Source organism: Pseudomonas arsenicoxydans (assembly GCF_900103875.1).
Classification (GTDB): domain Bacteria; phylum Pseudomonadota; class Gammaproteobacteria; order Pseudomonadales; family Pseudomonadaceae; genus Aquipseudomonas; species Aquipseudomonas arsenicoxydans.
In genome coordinates, this window is sequence record NZ_LT629705.1 from 6,325,394 (window position 1) to 6,349,540 (window position 24,147).

The following is a 24,147-nucleotide window of genomic DNA, read 5'->3' on the forward strand; positions in this document are numbered from 1 at the left end:
TAACGTAATCAGGCTGTAACAGCAGCCCGCCTGGCGGCTTTAGGGGCGAATGGGATTTTCTGTACAGCCCTGTGGCAACCGAAGTCGCCCGCTACTCGATCCCCACCTGATTACGCCCATTGTTCTTGGCCCGATACAGCCCCTTGTCCGCCGCCGAAATCAGTTGCCGGCAATCGCTGCCCGGCTGCGGGATCATGGTCGACAAGCCGATGCTGATAGTCAGGCTTGAGCCTTCGGTGGGGGCAATGTGTGGAATCTTCAGCGCGGCCACGGTCAGGCGCAGTTTTTCCGCCACCAGTCGCGCACCGCCCGGCGTGGTATTGGGCAGCACCAGGGCGAACTCTTCACCCCCATAACGCGCCGGCAGGTCCGAAGGTCGCGCACTGGCATCGCGGATCGCCGTGGCGACTTGACGCAAGGCCTCGTCGCCATCCAGGTGGCCAAAGCTATCGTTGTAGGACTTGAAATAGTCGACGTCGATCATCAGCAACGACAGTTGCGTCTGGTCGCGCAGCGAACGGCGCCATTCCAGTTCCAGGTATTCATCGAAGTGCCGGCGGTTTGACAGCCCGGTCAGGCCGTCGGAGTTCATCAACCGCTGCAACACCAGATTGGTGTCGAGCAACTGCTGCTGGCTGACCCGCAGCGCGCGGTAAGCCGCGTCACGCTGCAACAACATCATGTAGGAGCGCGAGTGATAGCGGATACGCGCCACCAGCTCGATGTTGTCCGGTAGCTTGACCAGGTAATCATTGGCACCGGCGGCAAAGGCGGCGCTTTTGATCAGCGGGTCTTCCTTGGTCGACAGGACAATGATCGGAATGTCCTTGGTCGCCGGGTGATTGCGGTATTCGCGCACCAGGCTCAGGCCGTCGAGGCCGGGCATCACCAGATCCTGCAGAATCACCGTCGGCTTGATGCGGATCGCCTGCGAGACGGCCTGATGCGGGTCGGCGCAGAAGTGGAAGTCGATATTGTCCTCGCTCGACAACCCTCGGCGCACCGCCTCACCGATCATCGCCTGATCGTCCACCAACAGCACCATGGCGGCGTTTTCGTCGGTTTTGAAGTCGTCGAGCTGTAAGTCAGTCATGTGCAGTCACCTGATTACTACCTGAGCCAGGATTGCTGTGAAAAGCCGTCATTTCGAGAAAATCTCCAGCAATCGGGGCGCTATCTTTTCCAGTGGGCGAATTTCCATCGCCGCCTCGATGGCCGCTGCCGCCTTCGGCATCCCGTACACCGCACTGCTGTTCTGGTCCTGAGCGATAGTCAGGTAACCCTGTTGGCGCATGAGTTTAAGCCCTTGTGCGCCGTCGCGCCCCATTCCGGTCAGCAAAACGCCTACGGCGTCACCATTCCAGTAATTGGCAACACTCTCGAAAAACACATCGATCGAGGGGCGATAGATCTCGTTGACCGGTTCAGCGGTGTAGGCCAGCGTGCCGTTTTTCAACAAGCGGATATGGTGGTTGGTGCCGGCCAGCAGTACGGTGCCGGTCTGCGGCGGCTCACCTTCCTGGGCCAGGCGGACGTTCAGGCCGCTGGCACTGCCGAGCCACTCGGCCATGCCGGTGGCAAACACCTGGTCAACGTGCTGGACCAGGACAATCGCCGCCGGAAAATCGCGCGGCAAGCCCTTGAGCAACACTTCCAGCGCTGCCGGCCCGCCAGCGGACGAGCCGATGGCAATCAGGCGCTTGCGGGAGGCGGAACCGCGCAACGGGCTCGGAGCCGATCGCTCCCGATTGCCCTTGTCACCAATCAGCCAGCCAATGTTCATGATCTTGCGCAACAACGGGGCCGCCGCATCTTGCGCATTGCCGGCGCCGAGGGCCGGGGTGTCGACCACGTCCAGCGCGCCGTGGCCCATGGCCTCGAACACCCGGTGGACGTTCTGCTGGCGGTCGACCGTGACGATGACGATGGCGCACGGGGTCTGCGCCATGATTTGCCGTGTGGCCTCGACGCCGTCCATGACTGGCATGATCAGGTCCATCAGAATCAGGTCAGGGGTATTCTCGGCGCAACGCTGCACCGCTTCCGCTCCGTTGCTGGCGACCCACACCACCTCGTGCGCCGGTTCAAATGCCAAGGCCCGACGCAGGGCCTCTACGGCCATGGGCATGTCGTTAACGATGGCTATTTTCATGCCCGCGCTCCTCCGATGAGCTCAACCACCGCATCAAGCAGGGCGTCGTCATGAAAACTGGCTTTGGCTAGATAATAGTCGGCTCCGGCGTCCAGTCCACGACGACGGTCCTCTTCTCGATCTTTGTACGACACCACCATCACTGGCAGCGATTGCAGACGGTTATCCCGGCGCAGCAAAGACACCAGTTCGATGCCGTCCATGCGTGGCATGTCAATGTCGGTGATCAGCAGATCGAAATCCTCCGAACGCAAGGCGTTCCAGCCATCCATACCGTCGACCGCCACGGCCACGTCGTATCCACGATTGAGCAACAGCTTGCGCTGCAACTCGCGAACGGTCAGCGAATCGTCGACCACCAGAATCCGTTTGCGTGCCGCTTCGACAGCTTGACTGCCGTGGCGGGCAATACGCTCCAGACGCCCGGTGTTGAGCAGTTTGTCCACCGAACGCAACATGTCCTCGACATCGACGATCAGCACCACCGACCCGTCATCCAGCAAGGCGCCGGCGGAAATGTCCTGCACCTTGCCCAGACGCTCATCCAGCGGCAGTACAACCAATGTCCGCTCGCCAATGAACCGTTCGACCGCCACACCGTAAATCGCATCGCGCTCGCGAATCACTACCACTTTGAGGGTCTGCTGACTGTTTTGGTTCGCCGGGCGCTGCAGCAGTTGACTGGCCGCGACCAGCCCGACGTGCCGACCGTCATGCCAAAAATGCTGGCGCCCCTCGATTTGAACAATGTCCGAAGGCTCCAGGTCGCACATGCGTTCGATGTGTGCCAGCGGAAATGCGTAGGCCTCATCGCCGACTTCCACCACCAGACTGCGCACCACCGACAACGTCAATGGCACTTCAAGGTGAAAACGGCTGCCCTCGCCCGCGGTCTGTTCCAGCACCACCGCGCCGCGTAGCTGACGGACCATGTGCTGAACCGCGTCCAGGCCAACGCCGCGCCCGGACACTTCGGTGACCGTGTCGCGCAGGCTGAAACCCGGCAGGAAGAGGAACGTCAGCAGCTCTTCCTCGCTCAGCTGCGCGGCGGTTTCAGCGGGAGATAGCTGACGCTCGATGATGCTGCGCCGGACCTTCTCCAGATCGACGCCGTGACCGTCGTCGCTCAATTCCAGCACCAACAGACCGGCTTGATGGGAGGCGCGCAGACGAATCAAACCTTCTGGCGGCTTACCGGCCAGCAGGCGTTGCTCGGGAGATTCGATGCCGTGGTCGACGGCGTTGCGCAGCAGATGCGTCAGCGGCGCTTCGAGCTTTTCCAGCACGTCACGGTCAACCTGGGTTTTCTCGCCCTCGATCTCCAGCCGTACTTGCTTGCCGAGACTGCGTCCAAGGTCGCGAACCATGCGCACTTGCCCGCTCAACACGTCGGCAAAGGGCCGCATGCGACAGGCCAGCGCGGTGTCGTACAGCACCTGCGCGCGTTGACTGGCCTGCCAGGCGAACTCATCCAGCTCGGCGTTTTTTTCCACCAGCAATTGCTGGGACTCGGCCAGTAGTCGACGGGCATCATCCAAGGCTTCCTGGGCCTGGAGGCTCAAGGAATGTTCCTTGAGATGCACATTCAGGCTTTCCAGGGCGCGCAGGCCGTTGTTCTGCAGACGCTTGAGGCGCTGCATCGTCGCCAGATGCGGCTTGAGCCGCTGGGTTTCGACCAGGGATTTGCTCGACAGGTCGAGCAGGCTGTTCAAGCGCTCCGCCGTGACCCGAAGCACGCGCTCGCCATTGTCAGTGAGGCGCCTGTTTTTGCGCGGCGGTTCGACGGGGGCAGGCTCGAGGACCGGAACAAACTCCTCGACGGCGGCCGCTTGCGGTTCAGGCGCGGCCATGAACGGTGCGATCGGCGTGCTCATGGGCGCGGCCAGTGCCAGCGGATCCAGCAGTTTCGTCATCAGCGCCACATACGCGTCGATTTCCACTGGGGTGGGCGCCTGGGCCGGTGTCGCAATCCGCATCAGTAAATCGGTGCCTTGCAGCAAGGCGTCAATGTGCTCGGGGCGCAAGTACAGGCGCCCTTCCTGCGCACTGACCAGACAATCCTCCATCACATGGGCGACGCTGACCCCGGCATCGACGCCGACAATCCGCGCCGCGCCTTTGAGGGAGTGGGCGGCGCGCATGCACGACTCAAGGTGATCGGCCTGGGTCGGATCGCGTTCAAGCGCCAACAGGCCAGCGCTCAATACCTGGGTCTGGGCCTCAGCTTCGAGGCTGAACAATTCCAGCAAAGAGGAATCACGCATTTGCTCGGGGGTCATGCGAGGCTCCGGGTCACGGCGGACAACAGCTGTTCTTCATCCAGCCAACGCAGGCTGCGCCCCTTGAATGGCAACACGCCCCGAGTGTATTTGCCGCTGGCCTGGGTGCCGGACTGCGACGCGGCATCAAGGATGCGCTCGTCGATGGCGTGAATCCCGTCCACTTCATCCACTGGCACCACAACGGGCCCGCCGTGAGCGGCAATGATCAGCATCCTTGGCATCACCCGCGTTCCGGACGCCACGTTGACGATGCCGGTGCCGTCGAGCCCCAGCAACTCCACCAGCGACAAGCACGCGACCAACGCGCCGCGCACATTTGCCACGCCGAGCAACGCTCGGGAGCGCTGGTGTGGCAAGGAGTGAATCGCTTGCAGCGGCGCGACTTCCACCAGCGTGCGCGTGGCCAGGCCCAGCCATTCTTCACCGAGACGAAACATCAACAGCGAGCGGGTTTTCACGTCGGTTTCGACCACTGCCCGGACCTGCTCAAGGTCGTTCTGCTGCAAGGCGTAGCGATCCAGCAAGCGGGTGGCCGCGGAGGAATACACCGCGCAATTACGGCAGTGAATGTGTTCGATCAGTAGCGGGCAGGACTTGTCACCGTGGATACCGATGCGGTTCCAGCAGTCGTCGATGGCCTGGGCATCTTCATGGGTGAGGCTCAAGGTGTCGGAGGCGCTCATCGTTTACGCTCACTGTCGGCGCGTCCGTTTCTGGCGGCGCGGTCCTGCAATCGTCGGGCACCCGCCGTGTCGCCCAATGACTGCAGCAAGGCACCCAGGTGCATCAACGCGTCGGGATGTTGCGGTTCGAGGTACAACGCTTTGCGATAAAACCCTTGGGCCTCCAGGCCTTTACCGGCGACATCGCTGAGCAGCCCCAACCAGTAAAACACCTGGGCCACGGGTTCATGATCATCCAGATAGCGTTCACAGGCAGCACGGGCGTCGGCGCTTTTGCCTTCGTTGGCCAGGGTGGCGATGTTCGCCAGCAACGCGGCTGCTTCCGGGGCTTTCGGGGTGGCGGTCGGCGGCGTGAGGGTGGTGAACGGACGATTGCGCACCGGCGTGGGCGGCACGCTGCGTACCGCTTGGCGCACCGGCAACGGCGTCGGAACAAAGACGGGCAGTGACTCCGGAACCGGCGCGCTTTGGCGACTGAACGCAAAAGACTGCGCAATGCCAATCGAGCGCATGCCAAAACGCCCCAGCAAACCGCCCTCGGCCGGTCCGATAAACAGCACGCCATCGACATGGGTCAGGCGTTTGAGGACTTCAAAGACTTGCTGCTGGGTCGCTTGATCGAAATAGATCAGCAGGTTTCGGCAGAACACAAAATCATAGGGCGGCTCGCTGGCCAGCAACGCCGGATCGAGCAGGTTGCCGACTTGCAGACGGACCTGTTCCAGCACGCGCTCGCTGAGGCGATAACCGTCGCTTTCCTCGGTGAAATGCCGCTCGCGAAACGCGAGGTCATGACCACGAAACGAATTTTTACCGTACAGCGCGCGTTTGGCCTTTTCCACTGACAGCGGACTGACGTCCATGCCTTCAACTTTGAATTGATGCGGTTTTAGCCCGGCATCGAGCAGGGCCATGGCGATCGAATACGGTTCTTCGCCGGAGGAACATGGCAGGCTGAGAATCCGCAGCGCGCGCATGTGGTTGATCTCGACCAACCGCTTGATCGCGAGTTTCGCCAACGTGGCGAAGGATTCCGGGTAACGGAAAAACCAGGTCTCGGGGACGATCACGGCTTCGATCAGCGCCTGCTGCTCATCTTGCGAACCTTGCAGCGTGTGCCAGTAATCGTCGGCCGTCAGCGCCCGGGACGCGGTGCAGCGCTGGCGTACCGCGCGCTCGATGATCGCCGGACCCACCGACGTCACATCCAGGCCAATTCGTTCTTTGAGGAAGTCGAAAAAGCGCTGGTCGCTGCTCATGGCCGCTCCTCAAGCAACGCCAGGTCCAGCGGTGGCGAGGGAAACAACAGCGCGCGCACCTGCTCATCGAGCAAATCGGCCACCCGCACCCACTGCAGCAAACCCTGCGCGTCTTCACGAACCGGCCCCAGATAGGGAGCCTGACGATTGTCCAGGCCATAAGGCTTAAAGTCCGCCGAGTTGCAGCGCAAGGTATCGGTGGCCTGCTCCAGAATCAGCCCGAGCAAGGTCGAAGGCGTCACATCGTCCGGCCGATAGTGCACCAGTACCAACCGCGTGCTGGTACGGGGCTGCGCCGGTTGGCCAAACGTCAGCGCACTGAGGTCGATCACTGGCACCACTGCGCCGCGATAGGCAAAGACCCCGGCGACCCAGGCGGGCGCTTTGGCAATCGGTTTCAATGGCAGGCGCGGCAACACTTCCGCCACCTCGATCGCCTGCAAGGCAAAACGCTCGCCGGCGATGCGAAACACCAGGAACAACACCTGCTTCGCGGGCATCACCGCGCCACGCTTGAGCGTCAGTTCGCTCATCAGACTTTGAATCGCGAAACGCCGCCACGCAGCCCAATGGCGACCTGGCTCAATTCATCGATCGCGAAACTGGCCTGACGCAGGGACTCGACGGTCTGGCTGCTGGCATCGCCCAACTGCACCAGCGCATGGTTGATCTGTTCGGCGCCGGTGGCCTGCGCCTGCATGCCTTCGTTGACCATCAACACCCGCGGCGCCAGCGCCTGGACCTGATGGATGATCTGCGACAGCTGCTCGCCGACCTGCTGTACTTCAAACATGCCGCGCCGCACTTCCTCGGAGAACTTGTCCATGCCCATGACCCCGGCCGACACCGCCGACTGAATCTCACGCACCATCTGTTCGATGTCGTACGTGGCAACGGCGGTCTGGTCCGCCAGTCGCCGCACTTCAGTGGCGACCACGGCAAACCCGCGACCGTATTCACCGGCCTTCTCGGCTTCGATGGCGGCGTTCAGGGACAGCAGATTGGTCTGGTCAGCGACTTTGACGATGGTCACGACCACCTGATTGATGTTGCCGGCCTTCTCATTGAGGATCGCCAGTTTGGCGTTGACCAGATCCGCCGCGCCCATCACCGCGTGCATGGTTTCTTCCATGCGAGCCAACCCTTGCTGCCCGGAACCGGCCGCCACCGAAGCCTGATCGGCGGCGGTGGAGACTTCGGTCATGGTGCGCACCAGGTCACGGGAAGTGGCCGCGATTTCACGGGACGTCGCACCGATTTCAGTGGTGGTGGCGGCCGTTTCGGTGGCGGTGGCTTGCTGTTGTTTGGAGGTGGCAGCGATTTCCGTCACCGAGGTAGTGACTTGCACCGACGAGCGCTGGGCCTGGGACACGAGCGAGGTGAGCTCGGTCATCATGTCGTTGAAGCCGGTTTCCACCGCACCGAATTCGTCTTTGCGCTCCAGGTTGAGACGGCCACTGAGGTCGCCGGTGCGCATGATTTCAAGGATCTGCACGATCCGGTTCATCGGCGCCATGATCGCGCGCATCAACAGCAACCCGCAGAAGCCCGCCGCCAGAACCGCGACCAACAGGGAAATGCCCATGATGACTTTTGCGGTGACCACTGCGTCATCGATGTTGGCGATGTCCTGGTCGGCCACCACTTTGTTTTCCCGAATGATGTCATTGAGTTTCATGCGACCTGCGGTCCAGGCCGGGGTCAGTTGCTCGTTGAACATCTTGATCGCGTCAGCGTCCTGATTGCGCTTGCGCAAGTCGAGCACCGCGGCCAGGACCTTGTTGTAATCGGCATGGAGCTTTTCAAAAGCGGCGTACTCAACCTTGTCTTCGTCCGTGGTGACAGTGTCCTGGTAGTTCTTCATCTGCTCCTGCAGACGCGTATCGAAGTTTTTGAAGTTCTCGGCTTCTTCAGTGCTATAGCCCTGCCCTTCCTTCAAACCGAGCATTTCCTGGGTTCGAAGGTAGGTGTCGACCCAAGCACTGCGAACCATCGAGCTGTAATACAAACCGGGCAGTGCGTCATCACGAACACTGGCCTCGCTGGCTTCGATCTTCAACAGCCGCGAATACGAGACGACGACCATCAACAGCATGATGGCGATGATTACCGCAAAGCTCGCCAAGATGCGTTGGCGCAACGTCCAGTTCTTCACAGTCAGTCCTCGGAGCGATTCAAATGCTGCGCAGTATAGCCGAGGGTGTTGCGTTTATAAGACAGGTGTCATGCCACTGCTCAACCTGACGAAAGCCCGATCAGGCCCCGTTGTCGGCCGTTGCGCCCGCAAACCCACAAGGTTCACGTCAACGCCTGACGCACCTGCTTCTCCAGTTCAGCCTTCAACCCCGGATCAAGCTTCAACTGCCGCGCCAATTCATCGAGGTAGGACTTCTCCATGAAGCTCTCTTCATCCACCAGCATCACACTGGCGATGTACATCTCGGCGGCCATTTCCGGCGTGCTGGCAGCACGGGCGACTTCCGCCGGGTCGAGTGGTTTACTGAGTTCGGCATGCAGCCACTGTTGTAATTGCTGATCGTTGTCGAGTTTGGTGAATTCGCCTTCGATCAACGCACGTTCGCGCTCATCGACATGGCCATCGGCTTTGGCGGCGGCCACTAACGCTTTGAGAATTGCCTGACTGTGCTGTTCGACTTGTGCGGCCGGCAAACGATCAAGCGTTTGCGGTTCGGTTTGAGGGGTTGTGCCCTGCTGGGCCTGCCAGTTGCCATACGCCTTGTAGGCAATCACGCCCAAGGCCGCGAGGCCGCCGTAAATGGCGACTTTGCCGCCAACTTTGCGGACCTTCTTGTTACCCAGCAGAAGCCCCATGGCGCCGGCCGCCAATGCCCCGCCGCCCGCACCCGAGAGCAAGCTGCCGAGGCCGCCCGAACCACCGTTGCCACCGAGCAATCCGCCCAGGCCGCCGCTGGTTGCCTTGTTCTGTGCGCCTCCGGCCTTGTTCTGCAACAGGTCCTGACCGGACTTGAGCAGTTGATCGAGCAATCCACGCGTATTCATTTTTGCCGCCTCCACGAAACGGGTTAACCGGACACTTGAGGCCATCAGCCTAGATCGAAAGTGCCCCGTCTCTGCCGACGAGAGTGCTTCTGGATGTTGCCTTGTCAAAAGTGGCTATCGATTAAAAAGATATACACTCGATTAAATCTATAAAAACCGCCCACCGGGTATTGCCCATGATGACCCTGCGTCAAATCCGCCATTTCATTGCTGTGGCCGAGACCGGCTCGATCTCCGCCGCGGCGCAAACCGCGTTCATTTCCCAATCGACCTTGACCCTGGCGATCCAGCAACTGGAAGAGGAGATTGGCGTCAGCCTGTTTAACCGACACGCCAAAGGCATGAGCCTGACCCACCAGGGCCATCAGTTCCTGCGCCAGGCGCACTTGATTCTGGCCACCGTGGACAACGCCAAACGCAGCCTGCAACAGAGCACCGATCAGGTCGCCGGCCAATTGATCATCGGCGTAACCAGCCTGGTGGCCGGTTACTACCTCGCGGATTTGCTCACCCGCTTCCAGCGCGCCTACCCCAACGTCGAGATCCGCGTGATGGAAGACGAGCGACCTTACATCGAGCATTTGCTGGTCAGCGGTGAGATCGATGTTGGCGTGTTGATCCTCTCCAACCTCGAAGACCGCCATGCCTTGCAGACTGAAGTCCTCACCCACTCACCCCATCGGCTATGGCTGCCGGCCCAGCATCCGTTGCTGGAACACGACAGCATCAACCTCGCCGATGTGGCCCGTGAGCCGCTGATTCAGCTGAACGTCGATGAAATGGACCGCAATGCCCAGCGCATGTGGTCGGCGGCCTCGCTGCAGCCACGCATCACCCTGAGAACAGCGTCGACGGAGGCCGTGCGAAGTCTGGTGGCAGCCGGTCTGGGTGTGTCGATCCAGCCCGACATGACCTACCGCCCTTGGTCGCTGGAGGGCGACATCATCGAAGCGCGGCCGATTGCCGACCTGAGCCAGACCCTCGACGTCGGTCTGGCGTGGCGTCGCGGCACCGCGCGACCGGCGTTGGTAGACCCGTTCCTGACAGTCGCCCGTGAACAACCCCATGGCGGGCGCAAGCCATCTATTTAATCGAACGCCACCTTCAGTATTTAGAATTTGTCGACCTCGGGCCCGCGCACTAGTCTTGGTACATCTATAAGACGGCCGCGCCCCAGTCACAGGGAGCAGCATGGCCACACAAGAAAAGAGAACCCGAAAAATGGCTGGCGCGCAGACCCCGTTGTTCACCGCGTTGTTGATCGATGGCGAATTGGTCGCGGGCCAGGGTTTTGTCGAACCGATCCTCAACCCGGCCACTGGTGAAGTGCTGACGCACATTGCCGAAGCCAGCACCGAGCAAGTCGAAGCCGCGATCCTTGCCGCCCATCGTGCGTTCGCCGGGTGGTCAAGGACCACACCGCAGCAGCGTTCGAACCTGTTGCTGGACATCGCCAACGCCATCGAAAAACAAGCCGACCTCCTCGCCCGCCTCGAATCCCTGAACTGCGGTAAGCCATTGCACCTTGCTCGCCAAGATGACTTGAGCGCGACGGTCGACGTGTTCCGCTTCTTCGCCGGTGCCGTGCGGTGCCAGACGGGCCAGCTCAGCGGCGAGTATCTGCCGGGCTACACCAGCATGGTCCGTCGCGATCCGATTGGCGTGGTCGCATCGATTGCGCCATGGAATTACCCGATCATGATGGCCGCGTGGAAAATCGCCCCGGCCCTCGCCGCGGGTAACACGCTGGTGTTCAAGCCGTCGGAACACACGCCACTGTCGATTCTGGCCCTGGCGCCCGCGCTGGCCGAAATCCTGCCGCGCGGGGTGATCAACATCGTCTGCGGCGGCGGTGAAGGTGTTGGCAGCCATTTGGTCAGTCATCCCAAAGTACGCATGGTCTCCTTGACCGGCGATATCGTTACCGGGCAGAAAATCCTCCAGGCCGCTGCGAAAACCCTTAAACGCACCCACCTTGAGCTCGGCGGCAAAGCGCCGGTGATCGTCTGCAACGATGCAGACATTCAGGCAGTGGTCGAAGGCGTGCGCACTTACGGCTATTACAACGCCGGCCAGGATTGCACCGCTGCCTGCCGGATTTATGCACAGGCCGGGATTCACGACCGCCTGGTGGCCGAACTCGGCGCGGCGGTCAGCAGCCTGCGCTTTGCCGGCAAACGCGATGCCGACAACGAGATCGGTCCGCTGATCAGCACCCGCCAGCGCGACCGCGTGGCCAGTTTTGTCGAACGCGCCCTCGGCCAACCGCACATTGAACGGGTGACCGGCGCGGCGGTGCATTCCGGTGCCGGCTTCTATTACCAGCCCACCCTGCTCGCCGGTTGCAAACAGAGCGATGAAATCGTCCAGCGCGAAGTGTTCGGGCCGGTGGTTACCGTCACCCGTTTCGACGAACTCGAACAAGCGGTGGACTGGGCCAACGACTCCGAATACGGCCTCGCCTCCTCCATCTGGACCCAGAACCTGGACAAGGCGATGCAGGTCGCGGCGCGGTTGCAGTATGGCTGCACCTGGATCAACAGCCATTTCATGCTGGTCAGCGAAATGCCCCACGGCGGCCTGAAGCGTTCGGGTTACGGCAAAGACTTATCCAGCGATTCGCTCCAGGACTACAGCGTGGTGCGGCACATCATGGCGCGCCACGGACAGCATCTCTGACTACGCTAATAACAAGCCGCTAACGGCATGCTTCACCACGTTCACAACTGCCCCGACCATAATTAAAGAAGAGGGAATCCCCATGTTCGTGCACAAGACCGCACTGCTCAGTGCAATCACCACCGCGCTGTTGGCCAGCGCCAGTCTCCAGGCCGCCGAACCGCTGAAAGCCGTCGGCGCCGGTGAAGGCCAGCTGGATATCGTGGCATGGCCCGGCTACATCGAACGTGGCGAAAGCGACAAGGCTTACGATTGGGTGACCGGTTTCGAGAAGGAAACCGGCTGCAAGGTCAACGTGAAAACCGCGGCGACTTCCGATGAGATGGTCAGCCTGATGGCCAAGGGTGGTTACGACCTGGTGACCGCCTCGGGCGACGCCTCGTTGCGGTTGATCGGCGGCAAGCGTGTGCAGCCGATCAATACGGCGTTGATCCCGAACTGGAAGAACATTGACCCTCGCCTCAAGGATGGTCCTTGGTACGTCGTCAATAAACAGACCTATGGCACCCCGTACCAGTGGGGCCCGAACGTGCTGATGTACAACACCAATGTGTTCAAGACTGCGCCGGACAGCTGGAGCGTGGTGTTCGAAGAGCAAACCTTGCCTGACGGCAAATCCAACAAGGGACGCGTGCAAGCCTACGACGGCCCGATCTACATCGCTGATGCTGCGCTCTATCTCAAATCGAAACGTCCGGAACTGGGCATCAAAAACCCGTATGAGTTGAACGAAGAACAGTACAAGGCCGCGCTGGATCTGCTTCGCAAACAGCACCCCTTGATCCACCGCTACTGGCACGACGCAACCGTCCAGATGAGTGACGTCAAAAACGAAGGCGTGGTGGCGTCCAGTACCTGGGGCTACATGGTCAATGGTCTGGTTGCAGACAAGCAGCCGGTTGCCTCTGTCATTCCCAAGGAAGGTGCGACGGGTTGGGTGGACACCACCATGATGCACGTCGAAGCCAAGCATCCGAATTGCGCTTACAAGTGGATGGACTGGTCGCTGCAACCGAAAGTGCAAGGCGACGTATCGGCGTGGTTCGGCGCGCTGCCAGCCGTGCCTGAAGGCTGCAAAGCCAGTGAACTGCTGGGCGCAGAGGGGTGTGCATCCAACGGTTACGCTCAGTTTGAAAACCTGGCCTTCTGGAAAACCCCGCAAGCTGAAGGCGGCAAGTTCGTGCCGTACAGCCGCTGGACCCAGGACTACATCGCGATCATGGGCGGTCGCTAACACACTCGTAATCATCGTTCCCACGTCGAGGCGTCGAACCGTCTGCGTGGGAACGTATCACCGGACGCTCCGCGTCCACTCGCACAAGGTGACGCAGAGCGTCACGGGCTGCATTCCCACGCTGAGCGTGGGAACGATCATCAGTTTCAGATTTTCGGAGTTCCGCACCATGACGCTTGCAGTCCAGTTCACCAACGTTTCCCGTCTATTCGGCGAAGTGAAAGCCGTAGACCGGGTTTCCATCGACATCCAGGACGGCGAGTTTTTTTCCATGCTGGGCCCTTCCGGTTCAGGCAAAACCACCTGCTTGCGCCTGATCGCCGGGTTTGAACAACCGAGCGCAGGCTCCATCCGAATCCACGGCGAAGAAGCCGCTGGCTTGCCGCCGTATGAGCGTGACGTCAACACGGTGTTTCAGGATTACGCTCTGTTCCCGCACATGAACGTGCTCGACAACGTCGCCTACGGTTTGAAAGTCAAAGGCGTTGGCAAAGCCGAACGCCAGAAACGCGCCGAAGAAGCCCTCGACATGGTTGCCCTCGGCGGCTACGGCGAGCGCAAACCGGTGCAATTGTCCGGCGGTCAACGCCAGCGTGTGGCACTGGCCCGCGCCCTGGTCAATCGCCCCCGCGTGCTACTGCTCGACGAGCCGTTGGGCGCGCTCGATTTGAAGCTGCGCGAACAAATGCAGAGCGAACTGAAAAAGCTGCAACGCCAACTGGGCATCACCTTCATTTTCGTCACCCACGACCAGACCGAAGCGCTGTCGATGTCAGACCGCGTGGCCGTGTTCAACAAGGGCCGCATTGAACAGGTCGACACACCGCGCAACCTGTACATGAAACCGGCGACCACCTTCGTCGCGGAATTCGTCGGCACCTCCAACGTGATTCGCGGGGATCTGGCGAAGCAACTGAGCGGCAATCCACAGCCGTTTTCGATTCGCCCGGAACACGTGCGTTTCGCCGAAGGTCCGCTGGCCAGTCACGAGATCGAAGTCAGCGGCGTGCTGCACGACATTCAATACCAGGGAAGCGCCACGCGCTATGAACTGAAGCTGGAAAACGGCCAGACACTCAATATCAGTCAGGCCAACGTGCAGTGGCTGGACGTCAGCGCCCAGCACCAGACCGGGCAGCGCATCAATGCTCGCTGGGCGCGCGAAGCGATGATCCCGCTGCACGACACCGTTGTCGGCGGGGTGTGAGATGACCAGCGTGGCTATCCCTCAAACCCCGGCCAGCGGCTCGCCGTTGCGCAGGTTTTCCAACCTGCTGTATCGCCGGCCGAACTTTTATCTGTCGTTGCTGCTGGTGCCGCCGTTGCTATGGTTCGGCGCGATCTACCTCGGCTCGCTGCTGGTGTTGCTGTGGCAGGGTTTCTACACCTTCGATGACTTCACCATGGCGGTCACCCCCGACCTGACCTTGGCAAACTTTGCTGCGCTGTTCCAGCCGTCAAACTTCGACATCATTCTGCGCACCTTGAGCATGGCGATTGTCGTGTCCATCGCCAGTGCCGTCGTCGCGTTCCCGATTGCGTATTACATGGCGCGTTACACCACGGGCAAAACCAAAGCGTTTTTCTACATCGCGGTAATGATGCCGATGTGGGCCAGTTACATCGTCAAGGCGTATGCCTGGACCTTGCTGCTAGCCAAGGGCGGCGTGGCGCAGTGGTTCGTTCAACACCTTGGCCTGGAGCCGGTGTTGCAGTTCGTGCTGGGCATTCCAGGCGTGGGCGGCAGCACGTTGTCGACCTCGCACCTGGGCCGTTTCATGGTGTTCGTCTACATCTGGCTGCCGTTCATGATCCTGCCAATCCAGGCGTCTCTCGAACGCTTGCCGCCGTCGCTGCTGCAAGCGTCTGCCGACCTCGGCGCGAAACCGCGCCAGACCTTCATGCAGGTGATTCTGCCGTTGTCGATTCCGGGCATTGCCGCAGGTTCGATTTTTACCTTTTCCCTGACCCTGGGCGACTTCATCGTGCCGCAACTGGTGGGCCCACCGGGTTACTTCGTCGGAAGCATGGTGTATGCCCAGCAAGGCGCGATCGGCAACATGCCGATGGCCGCGGCCTTCACGTTGGTGCCGATCGTGTTGATCGCCATCTACCTGACCATCGTCAAACGACTGGGGGCCTTCGATGCGCTCTGATGTGAAAAAACAAAAGCCGGAAAAGCAGGGGGAGCAAGCTTCACTGGGCCTGCGGATCGCAGCGTGGGGCGGCTTGGTGTTTCTGCACTTCCCGATCTTGATCATCTTCATGTACGCCTTCAACACCGAAGACGCGGCCTTCAGTTTTCCGCCCAAGGGTTTCACCCTGAAGTGGATCGGCGTGGCGTTCGCGCGACCCGACGTACTGGAAGCGATCAAGTTGTCGCTGCAGATTGCGGCCGTCGCAACCATGATTGCGCTGGTCCTCGGCACGCTGGCGTCAGCGGCGTTGTACCGACGTGATTTCTTCGGCAAGCAAGGCATCTCGCTGATGCTGATCCTGCCGATTGCGTTGCCCGGGATCATCACCGGGATCGCGTTGCTGGCGACCTTCAAGACGCTGGGGATCGAGCCAGGGATGTTCACCATCATCGTCGGTCACGCGACCTTCTGCGTGGTGATCGTCTACAACAACGTCATCGCCCGTTTGCGCCGCACGTCCCACAGCCTGATCGAAGCATCGATGGACCTTGGCGCGGATGGCTGGCAGACCTTTCGCTACATCGTCCTGCCGAACCTCGGCTCGGCGCTGCTGGCCGGGGGCATGCTCGCCTTTGCCCTGTCGTTCGACGAAATCATCGTCACCACCTTCACCGCCGGCCATGAACGCACCCTGCCGCTGTGGCTGCTCAACCAGCTCAGCCGCCCACGGGACGTGCCGGTAACCAACGTCGTCGCGATGCTGGTGATGATGGTGACCATGCTGCCGATTCTCGGCGCCTATTACCTGACCCGTGGCGGTGAAAGCGTGGCGGGCAGTGGCGGTAAGTAACAACAACTCATTTCCCAATGTGGGAACCGATTCCCTGTGGGAGCGGGCTTGCCCGCGATGAGGCCATCAAATTCGACATTGATGTTGGCTGACACACTGCCATCGCGGGCAAGCCCGCTCCCACAGGGGGGCGGTTTCGACAGAACAATAAAAGCGTCAATGAGGACAGGACAATGCAAACCAAACTCTTGATCAACGGCCAACTGATCGACGGCGACGGCCCCGCCCAACCCGTATTCAATCCGGCGCTGGGTCGTGTGCTGGTGGAAATCAACGAAGCCAGCGAAGCCCAGGTCGATGCCGCCGTGCGGGCCGCCGACAATGCGTTCGATAGCTGGTCTCAAACCACGCCGAAAGAGCGCTCGCTGCTGCTGCTCAAACTCGCCGACGCCATCGAAGCCCACGGTGAAGAACTGGCCAAGCTGGAATCGGACAACTGCGGCAAGCCTTACAGCGCGGCACTCAATGACGAGATCCCGGCGATTGCCGACGTGTTCCGTTTCTTCGCCGGGGCCAGCCGCTGCATGAGCGGTTCGGCAGGCGGCGAATACCTGCCCGGCCACACCTCGATGATTCGCCGCGACCCGGTCGGCGTGATCGCCTCGATTGCACCGTGGAATTACCCGCTGATGATGGTCGCGTGGAAAATCGCTCCTGCCTTGGCCGCCGGTAATACCGTGGTGCTCAAGCCATCGGAACAAACCCCGCTGACCGCGTTGCGCCTGGCCGAACTGGCTTCGGAGATTTTCCCCGCCGGTGTGCTTAACCTGGTGTTTGGCCGTGGACCATCCGTCGGCAGTCCACTGGTCACCCATCCGAAGGTGCGCATGGTCTCGCTCACCGGTTCTATCGCCACGGGTTCGAACATCATTTCCAGCACCGCCGACAGCGTCAAACGCATGCACATGGAGCTGGGCGGCAAGGCTCCGGTGATCATCTTCGACGACGCCGACATCGACGCCGCCGTGGAAGGCATTCGCACCTTCGGCTTCTACAACGCCGGCCAGGACTGCACCGCCGCCTGCCGCATCTACGCGCAGGAAGGCATCTACGACAAGTTCGTCGAGAAGCTTGGCGAGGCCGTTAGCAGCATCAAGTACGGTTTGCAGGATGATCCGTCGACCGAGTTGGGCCCGCTGATCACTGCGCAACATCGCGACCGCGTGGCCGGTTTTGTCGAGCGCGCCGTGGCTCAACCGCACATCCGCTTGATCACTGGCGGCAAGGCTGTCGACGGCAATGGTTTTTTCTTCGAGCCGACAGTGCTGGCCGACGCCCACCAGGACGACGAAATCGTACGCCGCGAAGTATTCGGGCCGGTGGTTTCGGTGACCAAATTCACCGATGAAGCGCAGGTGCTGGGTTGGGCCAACGATTCGGACTACGGCCTGGCGTCGTCAGTCTGGACCTCGGATGTCGGCCGCGCGCATCGCCTCTCGGCCCGCTTGCAGTACGGCTGCACCTGGGTAAATACGCACTTCATGCTGGTCAGTGAAATGCCCCACGGCGGTCAGAAACTGTCCGGTTATGGGAAGGACATGTCGATGTACGGGCTGGAGGACTACACCGTCGTTCGGCATGTGATGTTCAAGCACTAAACGCATCGCGGGCAGGTTCACCGCAGTCTCTGTGGGAGCGAGCCTGCTCGCGATGGCGACACCGCAATATCAAGGAAGAAACCGGCACAAGCACCACCAGGTCACACGCCAAAGAAACCAAAACAATAACCACCGATCCGGGCAGCGCCTCACGGCCCCGCCACGGTTTCGGACATCCGAAATCTGCCGATTTTCCGGAGCTTACACACCATGAGTGCACTACCCGAACTCTCTGCTGCCGTCGCCGACAGCGATGCCGAGCAGCTACGCAAACTGGGTTACACCTCAAACTTCAATCGCAGCATGAGCCTGTGGGAAAACTTCGCCCTGGGCTTCACTTACCTCTCCCCCGTCGTGGGGGTGTATACCCTCTTCGGCCTGTGCCTGGCCGCCGGCGGTCCACCGATGTTCTGGGCCTATTTGCTGGTCGGTTGCGGCCAGTTGCTGGTCTGCCTGATCTTCGGTGAAGTGGTTTCGCAATTCCCGATTTCCGGCGGCGTCTACCCATGGGCTCGCCGCTTGGTGGGCAAACGCTGGGCGTGGATGGTCGGCTGGATCTACTCCATCGCCCTGTGCGTGACCATTGCGGCCGTTGCCGTCGGTGCCGGTCCTTACCTGGCCGCGATGATGGGCTTTGAGCCGAGCAACAACACCAACATCGTCATCGCGCTGTTCCTGACGTTGTTCGCCACCCTGGTCAACCTCAGCGGCACCAAAATGCTCGCGCGGATCGCCATGTTCGGCTTTATCTGCGAGCTGGTCGGCGCGGTGATCGTCGGTGTTTACCTGCTGGTCTTCGAGCGTCACCAATCGATCAGCGTGCTGTTCAACACCTTCGATATCAGCGTTGATGGCTCGTATCTGCCAGCCTTCCTCACCGCCTCGCTGGCGGGGATGTTCCTGTACTACGGCTTCGAGGCCTGCGGCGATGTCGCTGAAGAAACTCCGAATCCGAGCAAGCAGATTCCGGTGGCCATGCGCATGACCATCTACATCGGCGGCATCGCGGCGATGTTCGCCTGCCTGGCACTGATCCTCGCCGTACCGGACATGCAAGCCGTGATCAACGGCACCGACAAGGACCCGGTCACCACCATCCTCAACAACGCTTTCGGCCCGGTCGGTTCGAAAGTGGTGATGGGCGTCGTGATGATTTCGTTCATCTCCTGCGTCATCAGCCTGCAAGCGGCGGCGAGTCGTCTGCTCTACTCCTACGCTCGCGACGAAATGGTCATCGGTAGCTCACTGCTCAAGAAGATTTCTCCTACGACCCAGGTTCCGGTAGCGGCACTGTTCGTCTCCGGCGTCCTGCCGGCGCTGATCATTATCCTGGGCTTCTTCCTGCAAGATGCCGTAGCGACCATCGTCAGCTTCGCAGCGATCGGCATCTACCTGGCATTCCAGATGATCGTTCTCGCAGCACTGTATGCGCGCCTGAAAGGCTGGAAACCCAGCGGCAAATTCACCCTCGGCGCCTGGGGTTGGGTAGTGAATATCGGCGCGCTGGTCTACGGCGTCGGCGCGATCATCAACATGGCCTGGCCACGTACACCGGATGCGGCGTGGTACATCAACTACGCGATGGTGTTGAGTACTGCGATCGTTATCGGGCTGGGGTTGATCTACATGTGGATTGCCAAACCGTATGACCACGGTAAGGCGCCTGCGGGGGATGCTTGGAAGGTTAGTCGGTAATTGAGTTTCGCCCCGGTGTTGGTTGTAACACCGGGGCGAGATGTGGCAATGACCCCGCCCTCTTGATCAGCGGCAAACCACGATAACGGCCTTCGAAGTAGCGCTTTTCAACATCCTCACCCTCGCGGCCTTCAAAGTCGTGAACGGAAAAAAGGCACGTTGCGCCGTTGGCATCACGTTCAGTGATCCAGAACTGATCGCGCCGCAGCGCTTGAGCGTTCATTAGATGTGTATCGTGAGTCGTAAAGATCAGCTGAGTGTTCAGCCCACTGTCCAAATGTTTTTCAATCAAATCGGCGACTATGGTTGGATGAAGGCTACTGTCCAATTCATCGACAGACAGTATCCCGCTACCATCGGTGTGATTGATCATGAACCAGGGAAGCCAGAATCCGATCAGGTTTTTCGTACCCCCGGACTCCTCTGAAAAATCAAACTCCGCTCGCCCCAAATGACTCGTATGCGTCAGGGTTATCTTGTCTTTTTGCGCTGCGGCGAAGAACTCTTTAAGCGTCAGTTTTTTACTGATTGGTAAAACGTCCGCATCCGTATTGAGCTGAATTTGCGAGACTGGAATATCAACGGCCTTTAGAAAGTCTCTCAAGTCGTTTGTATAGTCGGATGCCATCTGAAGAAACCTGATCGATGCCGCCGACAACCCCATCATATTGTTCTGCTCAATAACGAGAAGGCCAGACTGAAACCAGGCAAATGGCTGTCGCAGTTGCGTCAGCTCTTCACTGCTGTTCGCAACGGCCTGCGCAATGAACAACATCTTGGGGCTGGTTAAACGCCGCCAGGCATTGTGAACCTCTATGCCTCCCTCAAGGCTTGAGCCAAAAACATACTGCTCGCCGTCCTTACTCAAAAAACGCCGATACAACAGTGTTTCCTTCCCTTTCGGGTATGAAACGAGGTGCTCCTCAAGTATTCGTTGTGCGGTCATGCGCAACACAAACCGATATCGAAGTGAGCCTTGAATAAAGTTGTATTCGAAACAGCTCGGCTCGTCATGAAGTTGCGGATCAAACCGAAACGGTGAGACTGGTAGGGGTTCATCATTTGAGGTTGGCGGTGAAGCCAGCAGCGTCCCCATGACGCCCATCGCCCGGATCAACGAAGATTTACCCGACGCGTTCGGCCCATATATCGCGGCCACCTTCAGCAAGTCCGGCAGCTTCTCTCCATTTGCCACCGACTTGAAAATGTTGCGCTTTTTGCTCAAGCGCGGTGTAGCAGCCATTGACAGGGTTTGCCTGTCACGGAAGGAGCGATAATTGGAAACTGAAAACTCAATCAACATGTAGCAAACCTGCAGTTCGTTCCTGAATACGGAAAAAACTATAGGAAAAACCAAGACTGGAACGCTGCTTCACTGCACTTCAAGCAAAAACAGGAAATTCCTACAGATCGAGCCTTCCGATAAAGGCACCAATTCCTACAACACGCGGCGCCAGAGTAGACTTGGCGCCGCGAGCGCCTGAACGATAGGCTTTACCTCGTCGCTGCCAAATCAGCGACCCGGGGTCGAAGCCGGTAAATCATCAACATGGCGCATCCGCGCCCCCATAAGAACTGGGGCATTTTTTTGCCTTTCAGCTTCACTTTATGGTGGGCCGTGTGGCGCGGGCCTCTCGGCTTTTCCGTGTTGATCGAGAATGTTCCGACTTCGAACGCCGCACGGTCCGCCACCCATAATCTGTCGAAGGATTAGTGGCGGCTCCCTTTTCAACATGGAGTCGAAAAATGCTCAAGCACACGCTAAATCCGTCTGAAACCCGTCCTCATTTCATCCCTACCGTCTTCACCCGCCACAACCGCTTCCTCCACGCGTTCATTCAAGACAACCAAGCCTGGTTCTGCGTCCAGGATCTCGGTCGCTTGATGGGCCGTCCGCTGGACCAACGCCTCACCCTGAAACTCGATCCCGATCAACGCCGATACGTCTGGTTGCTGAAGGACGGCAAAACCGTCGAATCGCTGATGGTCAGCGAATCAGGGATGTATGCCCTGCTGGTTCACCATTTCGTCCCGGAAAACCGAAATCTGCGTCAGTGGCTGAGTAATGAAGTCATACCCACGCTGCGCGAATCGAAAGCAACGCCTGTGGATAACATTCCAAGCCTGAGTTCATTGCAGTGGGCCGGCATCTCGGTGCCGCTGCTGCATTGGCAGCATCAGGCCTGGATCAAGTGGCGGGACATGCCTGATCTGATGCAGGCACAGCGACCGTTCACGATCATGGGCACTTGCAGTTGAAGGCAGGGTAAATAATGAAAAAGGGGAGGACTTCACAGTCCGCCCCTTTGGTTTGGCGCTCAAAACCGCGAAACAGTCCGCATCGCGTCCACCAGATACCGCATCGCAATCCGGTCGCTCTCCGACAGCTCTCGATACCGCTCCAGCAGCTTCATTTCGTCCGGGCTGAGTCGGCGCCTTCGCCGGCCGCTTGCCAGGCAAGGAAGAATTCCTAACATTTCGGTGATGCCTTGTACTTTTGTCATCGACGATGTCCTTTTATACGTCCGAGAAAACTTCAAAAACCGCATCGCCCTCTCCTTTTTGTTTGTCGCCGGCCTGAAGGGCAGAAACCGGTCATGAACACAGAATAGGAAGATTCGCGGCGCTGAAAAGCGGTTTTTAGAGTAATTAGTCAAAAAAAGCAGAAATGCCCTATGAATCAGAAAGTACTGTGGGAAAACTTCACCGACATCTCTTGTTTCATTGCCGCGTGTCCAAAGTGCTACCAATCATTTTTTCTCGGCAACCGAACGGTTTAAGCTATTTGTTATCTGTTTAACGTCCGTTGCGTTTGGCCGAAGGCATGTCCGAACCGATATTTTTGATCCAGCACGTGCCAGGAACGGCGCGGGATTGTTCACGACAGGTTGTACTTATGCATCGCAGGAATTTGCTCAAAGCGTCCATGGCCATTGCGGCTTACACCGGTTTATCGGCCTCTGGCCTGATGGCCGCGCGTGCCTGGGCAAGCAATGGCACCGCTGATGGCGACGCCCAGGCGTTCGATTTCGAGGCGCTGAAGGTCCAGGCCAAGCAACTCGCTGGCAACCGCTATCAGGACACCAAGCAAGTTCTGCCACCGACACTGGCGACCATGACGCCGCAGAATTTCAATGCGATCCGCTACGACGGCAACCACTCGTTGTGGAAAGACTTGAACGGTCAGCTGGACGTGCAGTTTTTCCATGTCGGCATGGGTTTCAAACAGCCGGTGCGCATGTACAGCGTCGATCCCAAGACGCGCCAGGCCCGTGAAGTGCATTTCCGCCCTTCCCTGTTCAACTACGAAAAAACCACGGTCGACACCAAACAGCTCACGGGCGATCTGGGGTTTTCCGGTTTCAAGTTGTTCAAGGCACCGGAACTGGACCAACACGACGTGCTGTCCTTCCTCGGCGCCAGCTATTTCCGAGCGGTAGATGCCTCCGGCCAGTACGGTTTGTCGGCCCGCGGACTGGCGGTCGATACCTACGCCAAGAAGCGTGAGGAATTCCCGGACTTCACCAAATTCTGGTTCGAGACGCCGGACAAGGACAGTACCCGCTTCGTGGTCTACGCCCTGCTGGATTCGCCAAGTGCCACCGGCGCATACCGTTTTGACATTGACTGCCAGGCCAGCCAGGTGGTCATGGGCATCGACGCGCACATCAATGCGCGGACCGCCATCGAACAATTGGGCATCGCACCGATGACCAGTATGTTCAGCTGCGGCACCCACGAGCGCCGCATGTGCGACACCATTCACCCGCAGATCCACGATTCGGATCGCCTGGCGATGTGGCGTGGCAACGGCGAGTGGATCTGCCGTCCACTGAACAACCCGGCGACCCTGCAATTCAATGCCTTCGCCGACACCGACCCGAAAGGTTTCGGCCTGGTGCAGACCGATCACGAGTTCGCCAGCTACCAAGACACCGTCGACTGGTACAGCAAGCGCCCGAGCCTGTGGGTAGAACCTACGACGGCGTGGGGCGAAGGCTCTATCGATCTGTTGGAAATTCCTACAACCGGCGAAACCCTGGACAACATCGTCGCGTTCTGGACCCCGAAAAAGCCGGTCGCTGCCGGTGATTCCCTCAACTACGGCTACAAGCTCTACTGGAGCGCGTTGCCGCCGGTCGGCACACCGCTGGCGCGGGTCAACGCGACCCGTTCGGGCATGGGCGGCTTCACCGAGGGCTGGGCGCCGGGCGAGCATTACCCTGAGGTCTGGGCGCGCCGGTTTGCCGTGGACTTCACAGGCGGCGGCCTGGACCGCTTGCCGGAGGGCGCGGGGATCGAGCCGGTGGTGACGTGCTCCAACGGCGAGGTCAAGGACTTCAACGTGCTGCAGCTCGATGACATCAAGGGTTACCGGATCACTTTCGACTGGTACCCGACCAACGACAGCGTGGCACCGGTGGAACTGCGGTTGTTCATTCGCACCAATGACCGGACGTTGAGTGAGACCTGGTTGTACCAGTATTTCCCGCCGGCACCGGATAAGCGCAAGTACACCTGATGGTCAGGGCCTGACAGGCGACAAACCCCCGCTC

20 protein-coding genes are annotated in these 24,147 nt (G+C 59.8%); 10 read left to right on the forward strand and 10 right to left on the reverse strand.

Annotated elements, in window-relative coordinates:
* Positions 1-91: 91 nt before the first annotated feature.
* From BLQ41_RS29615 to BLQ41_RS29650, 8 genes are all read right to left on the reverse strand, one after another.
* Entirely contained in the window at positions 92-1,093 is a 1,002-nt protein-coding gene (locus BLQ41_RS29615; RefSeq protein WP_090187937.1) for a diguanylate cyclase domain-containing protein, read from the reverse strand.
* Positions 1,094-1,141: 48 nt separating this feature from the next.
* Entirely contained in the window at positions 1,142-2,152 is a 1,011-nt protein-coding gene (gene cheB / locus BLQ41_RS29620) for a chemotaxis response regulator protein-glutamate methylesterase (protein ID WP_090187940.1), read from the reverse strand.
* A complete protein-coding gene (locus BLQ41_RS29625) occupies positions 2,149-4,431 on the reverse strand; it encodes a hybrid sensor histidine kinase/response regulator (protein ID WP_090187944.1) in 2,283 nt (760 codons plus the stop codon). Before BLQ41_RS29625 ends, cheB begins: the two co-directional genes overlap by 4 nt.
* Positions 4,428-5,117, reverse strand: a complete 690-nt coding sequence (locus BLQ41_RS29630; protein WP_090187947.1) for a chemotaxis protein CheW — start codon at positions 5,115-5,117, stop codon at positions 4,428-4,430. Before BLQ41_RS29630 ends, BLQ41_RS29625 begins: the two co-directional genes overlap by 4 nt.
* A complete protein-coding gene (locus tag BLQ41_RS29635; RefSeq protein WP_090187950.1) occupies positions 5,114-6,376 on the reverse strand; it encodes a CheR family methyltransferase in 1,263 nt (420 codons plus the stop codon). The genes BLQ41_RS29630 and BLQ41_RS29635 overlap by 4 nt, the downstream gene beginning before the upstream one ends.
* Entirely contained in the window at positions 6,373-6,909 is a 537-nt protein-coding gene (locus BLQ41_RS29640) for a chemotaxis protein CheW (protein ID WP_090187953.1), read from the reverse strand. Before BLQ41_RS29640 ends, BLQ41_RS29635 begins: the two co-directional genes overlap by 4 nt.
* Complete coding sequence (locus BLQ41_RS29645; RefSeq protein ID WP_090187956.1) at positions 6,909-8,531, reverse strand: methyl-accepting chemotaxis protein; 1,623 nt, start codon at positions 8,529-8,531, stop codon at positions 6,909-6,911. The genes BLQ41_RS29640 and BLQ41_RS29645 overlap by 1 nt, the downstream gene beginning before the upstream one ends.
* A 143-nt stretch (positions 8,532-8,674) precedes the next feature.
* Positions 8,675-9,397, reverse strand: coding sequence for a tellurite resistance TerB family protein (locus tag BLQ41_RS29650; RefSeq protein ID WP_090187959.1), 723 nt, complete (start codon positions 9,395-9,397; stop codon positions 8,675-8,677).
* A 176-nt stretch (positions 9,398-9,573) separates the two neighbouring features.
* Here BLQ41_RS29650 and BLQ41_RS29655 point away from each other — a divergent pair, with 176 nt between their 5' ends.
* The 8 genes from BLQ41_RS29655 (at position 9,574) to BLQ41_RS29690 (ending at position 19,591) form a co-directional block, all read left to right on the forward strand.
* The gene (locus BLQ41_RS29655) at positions 9,574-10,488 is read left to right on the forward strand and encodes a LysR family transcriptional regulator (RefSeq protein ID WP_090187962.1); all 915 of its coding nucleotides are present in this window, start codon (positions 9,574-9,576) and stop codon (positions 10,486-10,488) included.
* A 100-nt stretch (positions 10,489-10,588) separates the two neighbouring features.
* Complete coding sequence (locus tag BLQ41_RS29660; RefSeq protein ID WP_090187964.1) at positions 10,589-12,076, forward strand: gamma-aminobutyraldehyde dehydrogenase; 1,488 nt, start codon at positions 10,589-10,591, stop codon at positions 12,074-12,076.
* Positions 12,077-12,158: 82 nt separating this feature from the next.
* The gene (gene ydcS, locus BLQ41_RS29665) at positions 12,159-13,310 is read left to right on the forward strand and encodes a putative ABC transporter substrate-binding protein YdcS (protein WP_090187967.1); all 1,152 of its coding nucleotides are present in this window, start codon (positions 12,159-12,161) and stop codon (positions 13,308-13,310) included.
* A gap of 169 nt (positions 13,311-13,479) precedes the next feature.
* The gene (locus BLQ41_RS29670; protein WP_090187970.1) at positions 13,480-14,517 is read left to right on the forward strand and encodes an ABC transporter ATP-binding protein; all 1,038 of its coding nucleotides are present in this window, start codon (positions 13,480-13,482) and stop codon (positions 14,515-14,517) included.
* A 1-nt stretch (position 14,518) separates the two neighbouring features.
* Positions 14,519-15,466: an ABC transporter permease gene (locus BLQ41_RS29675; protein ID WP_090187973.1), complete on the forward strand. Its 948-nt coding sequence runs from the start codon at positions 14,519-14,521 to the stop codon at positions 15,464-15,466.
* Entirely contained in the window at positions 15,456-16,298 is an 843-nt protein-coding gene (locus BLQ41_RS29680) for an ABC transporter permease (protein WP_090187975.1), read from the forward strand. Before BLQ41_RS29675 ends, BLQ41_RS29680 begins: the two co-directional genes overlap by 11 nt.
* Positions 16,299-16,471: 173 nt before the next feature.
* Positions 16,472-17,896 carry a gamma-aminobutyraldehyde dehydrogenase gene (locus BLQ41_RS29685; RefSeq protein WP_090187977.1) on the forward strand — a complete coding sequence of 475 codons (1,425 nt, stop codon included), beginning with the start codon at positions 16,472-16,474 and terminating at the stop codon, positions 17,894-17,896.
* A gap of 210 nt (positions 17,897-18,106) precedes the next feature.
* Positions 18,107-19,591: an APC family permease gene (locus BLQ41_RS29690; protein WP_090187979.1), complete on the forward strand. Its 1,485-nt coding sequence runs from the start codon at positions 18,107-18,109 to the stop codon at positions 19,589-19,591.
* On the opposite strand, the gene BLQ41_RS29695 is transcribed toward BLQ41_RS29690, so the two are convergent.
* Positions 19,581-20,894 carry an AAA family ATPase gene (locus tag BLQ41_RS29695; RefSeq protein ID WP_090187983.1) on the reverse strand — a complete coding sequence of 438 codons (1,314 nt, stop codon included), beginning with the start codon at positions 20,892-20,894 and terminating at the stop codon, positions 19,581-19,583. The two genes, BLQ41_RS29690 and BLQ41_RS29695, sit on opposite strands and share 11 nt — an antisense overlap.
* Positions 20,895-21,337: 443 nt before the next feature.
* Here BLQ41_RS29695 and BLQ41_RS29700 point away from each other — a divergent pair, with 443 nt between their 5' ends.
* On the forward strand, positions 21,338-21,850 hold the full coding sequence (locus BLQ41_RS29700; protein ID WP_090187985.1) for a BRO-N domain-containing protein: 513 nt from the start codon (positions 21,338-21,340) through the stop codon (positions 21,848-21,850).
* A gap of 59 nt (positions 21,851-21,909) precedes the next feature.
* Here the strand turns inward: BLQ41_RS29700 and BLQ41_RS29705 are convergent, their stop codons facing one another.
* Complete coding sequence (locus BLQ41_RS29705) at positions 21,910-22,095, reverse strand: hypothetical protein (RefSeq protein WP_027924920.1); 186 nt, start codon at positions 22,093-22,095, stop codon at positions 21,910-21,912.
* Between the two features lie 392 nt (positions 22,096-22,487).
* Here BLQ41_RS29705 and BLQ41_RS29710 point away from each other — a divergent pair, with 392 nt between their 5' ends.
* Positions 22,488-24,113, forward strand: coding sequence for a glucan biosynthesis protein D (locus BLQ41_RS29710; protein WP_090187988.1), 1,626 nt, complete (start codon positions 22,488-22,490; stop codon positions 24,111-24,113).
* The last annotated feature ends 34 nt before the right edge of the window (positions 24,114-24,147 follow it).

Excerpts from the sequence above, each read along its gene's own strand:
- BLQ41_RS29700 (WP_090187985.1), top strand. The coding sequence starts at position 21,338 with ATGCTCAAGCACACGCTAAATCCGTCTGAAACCCGTCCTCATTTCATC.
- BLQ41_RS29635 (WP_090187950.1), bottom strand. The coding sequence starts at position 6,376 with ATGAGCAGCGACCAGCGCTTTTTCGACTTCCTCAAAGAACGAATTGGC.
- BLQ41_RS29705 (WP_027924920.1), bottom strand. The coding sequence starts at position 22,095 with ATGACAAAAGTACAAGGCATCACCGAAATGTTAGGAATTCTTCCTTGC.
- BLQ41_RS29670 (WP_090187970.1), top strand. The coding sequence starts at position 13,480 with ATGACGCTTGCAGTCCAGTTCACCAACGTTTCCCGTCTATTCGGCGAA.
- BLQ41_RS29675 (WP_090187973.1), top strand. The coding sequence starts at position 14,519 with ATGACCAGCGTGGCTATCCCTCAAACCCCGGCCAGCGGCTCGCCGTTG.
- BLQ41_RS29695 (WP_090187983.1), bottom strand. The coding sequence starts at position 20,894 with ATGTTGATTGAGTTTTCAGTTTCCAATTATCGCTCCTTCCGTGACAGG.
- BLQ41_RS29650 (WP_090187959.1), bottom strand. The coding sequence starts at position 9,397 with ATGAATACGCGTGGATTGCTCGATCAACTGCTCAAGTCCGGTCAGGAC.
- BLQ41_RS29680 (WP_090187975.1), top strand. The coding sequence starts at position 15,456 with ATGCGCTCTGATGTGAAAAAACAAAAGCCGGAAAAGCAGGGGGAGCAA.
- BLQ41_RS29615 (WP_090187937.1), bottom strand. The coding sequence starts at position 1,093 with ATGACTGACTTACAGCTCGACGACTTCAAAACCGACGAAAACGCCGCC.
- BLQ41_RS29685 (WP_090187977.1), top strand. The coding sequence starts at position 16,472 with ATGCAAACCAAACTCTTGATCAACGGCCAACTGATCGACGGCGACGGC.
- BLQ41_RS29710 (WP_090187988.1), top strand. The coding sequence starts at position 22,488 with ATGCATCGCAGGAATTTGCTCAAAGCGTCCATGGCCATTGCGGCTTAC.
- BLQ41_RS29640 (WP_090187953.1), bottom strand. The coding sequence starts at position 6,909 with ATGAGCGAACTGACGCTCAAGCGTGGCGCGGTGATGCCCGCGAAGCAG.
- BLQ41_RS29690 (WP_090187979.1), top strand. The coding sequence starts at position 18,107 with ATGAGTGCACTACCCGAACTCTCTGCTGCCGTCGCCGACAGCGATGCC.
- BLQ41_RS29630 (WP_090187947.1), bottom strand. The coding sequence starts at position 5,117 with ATGAGCGCCTCCGACACCTTGAGCCTCACCCATGAAGATGCCCAGGCC.
- BLQ41_RS29655 (WP_090187962.1), top strand. The coding sequence starts at position 9,574 with ATGATGACCCTGCGTCAAATCCGCCATTTCATTGCTGTGGCCGAGACC.
- BLQ41_RS29660 (WP_090187964.1), top strand. The coding sequence starts at position 10,589 with ATGGCCACACAAGAAAAGAGAACCCGAAAAATGGCTGGCGCGCAGACC.
- cheB (WP_090187940.1), bottom strand. The coding sequence starts at position 2,152 with ATGAAAATAGCCATCGTTAACGACATGCCCATGGCCGTAGAGGCCCTG.
- BLQ41_RS29625 (WP_090187944.1), bottom strand. The coding sequence starts at position 4,431 with ATGACCCCCGAGCAAATGCGTGATTCCTCTTTGCTGGAATTGTTCAGC.
- ydcS (WP_090187967.1), top strand. The coding sequence starts at position 12,159 with ATGTTCGTGCACAAGACCGCACTGCTCAGTGCAATCACCACCGCGCTG.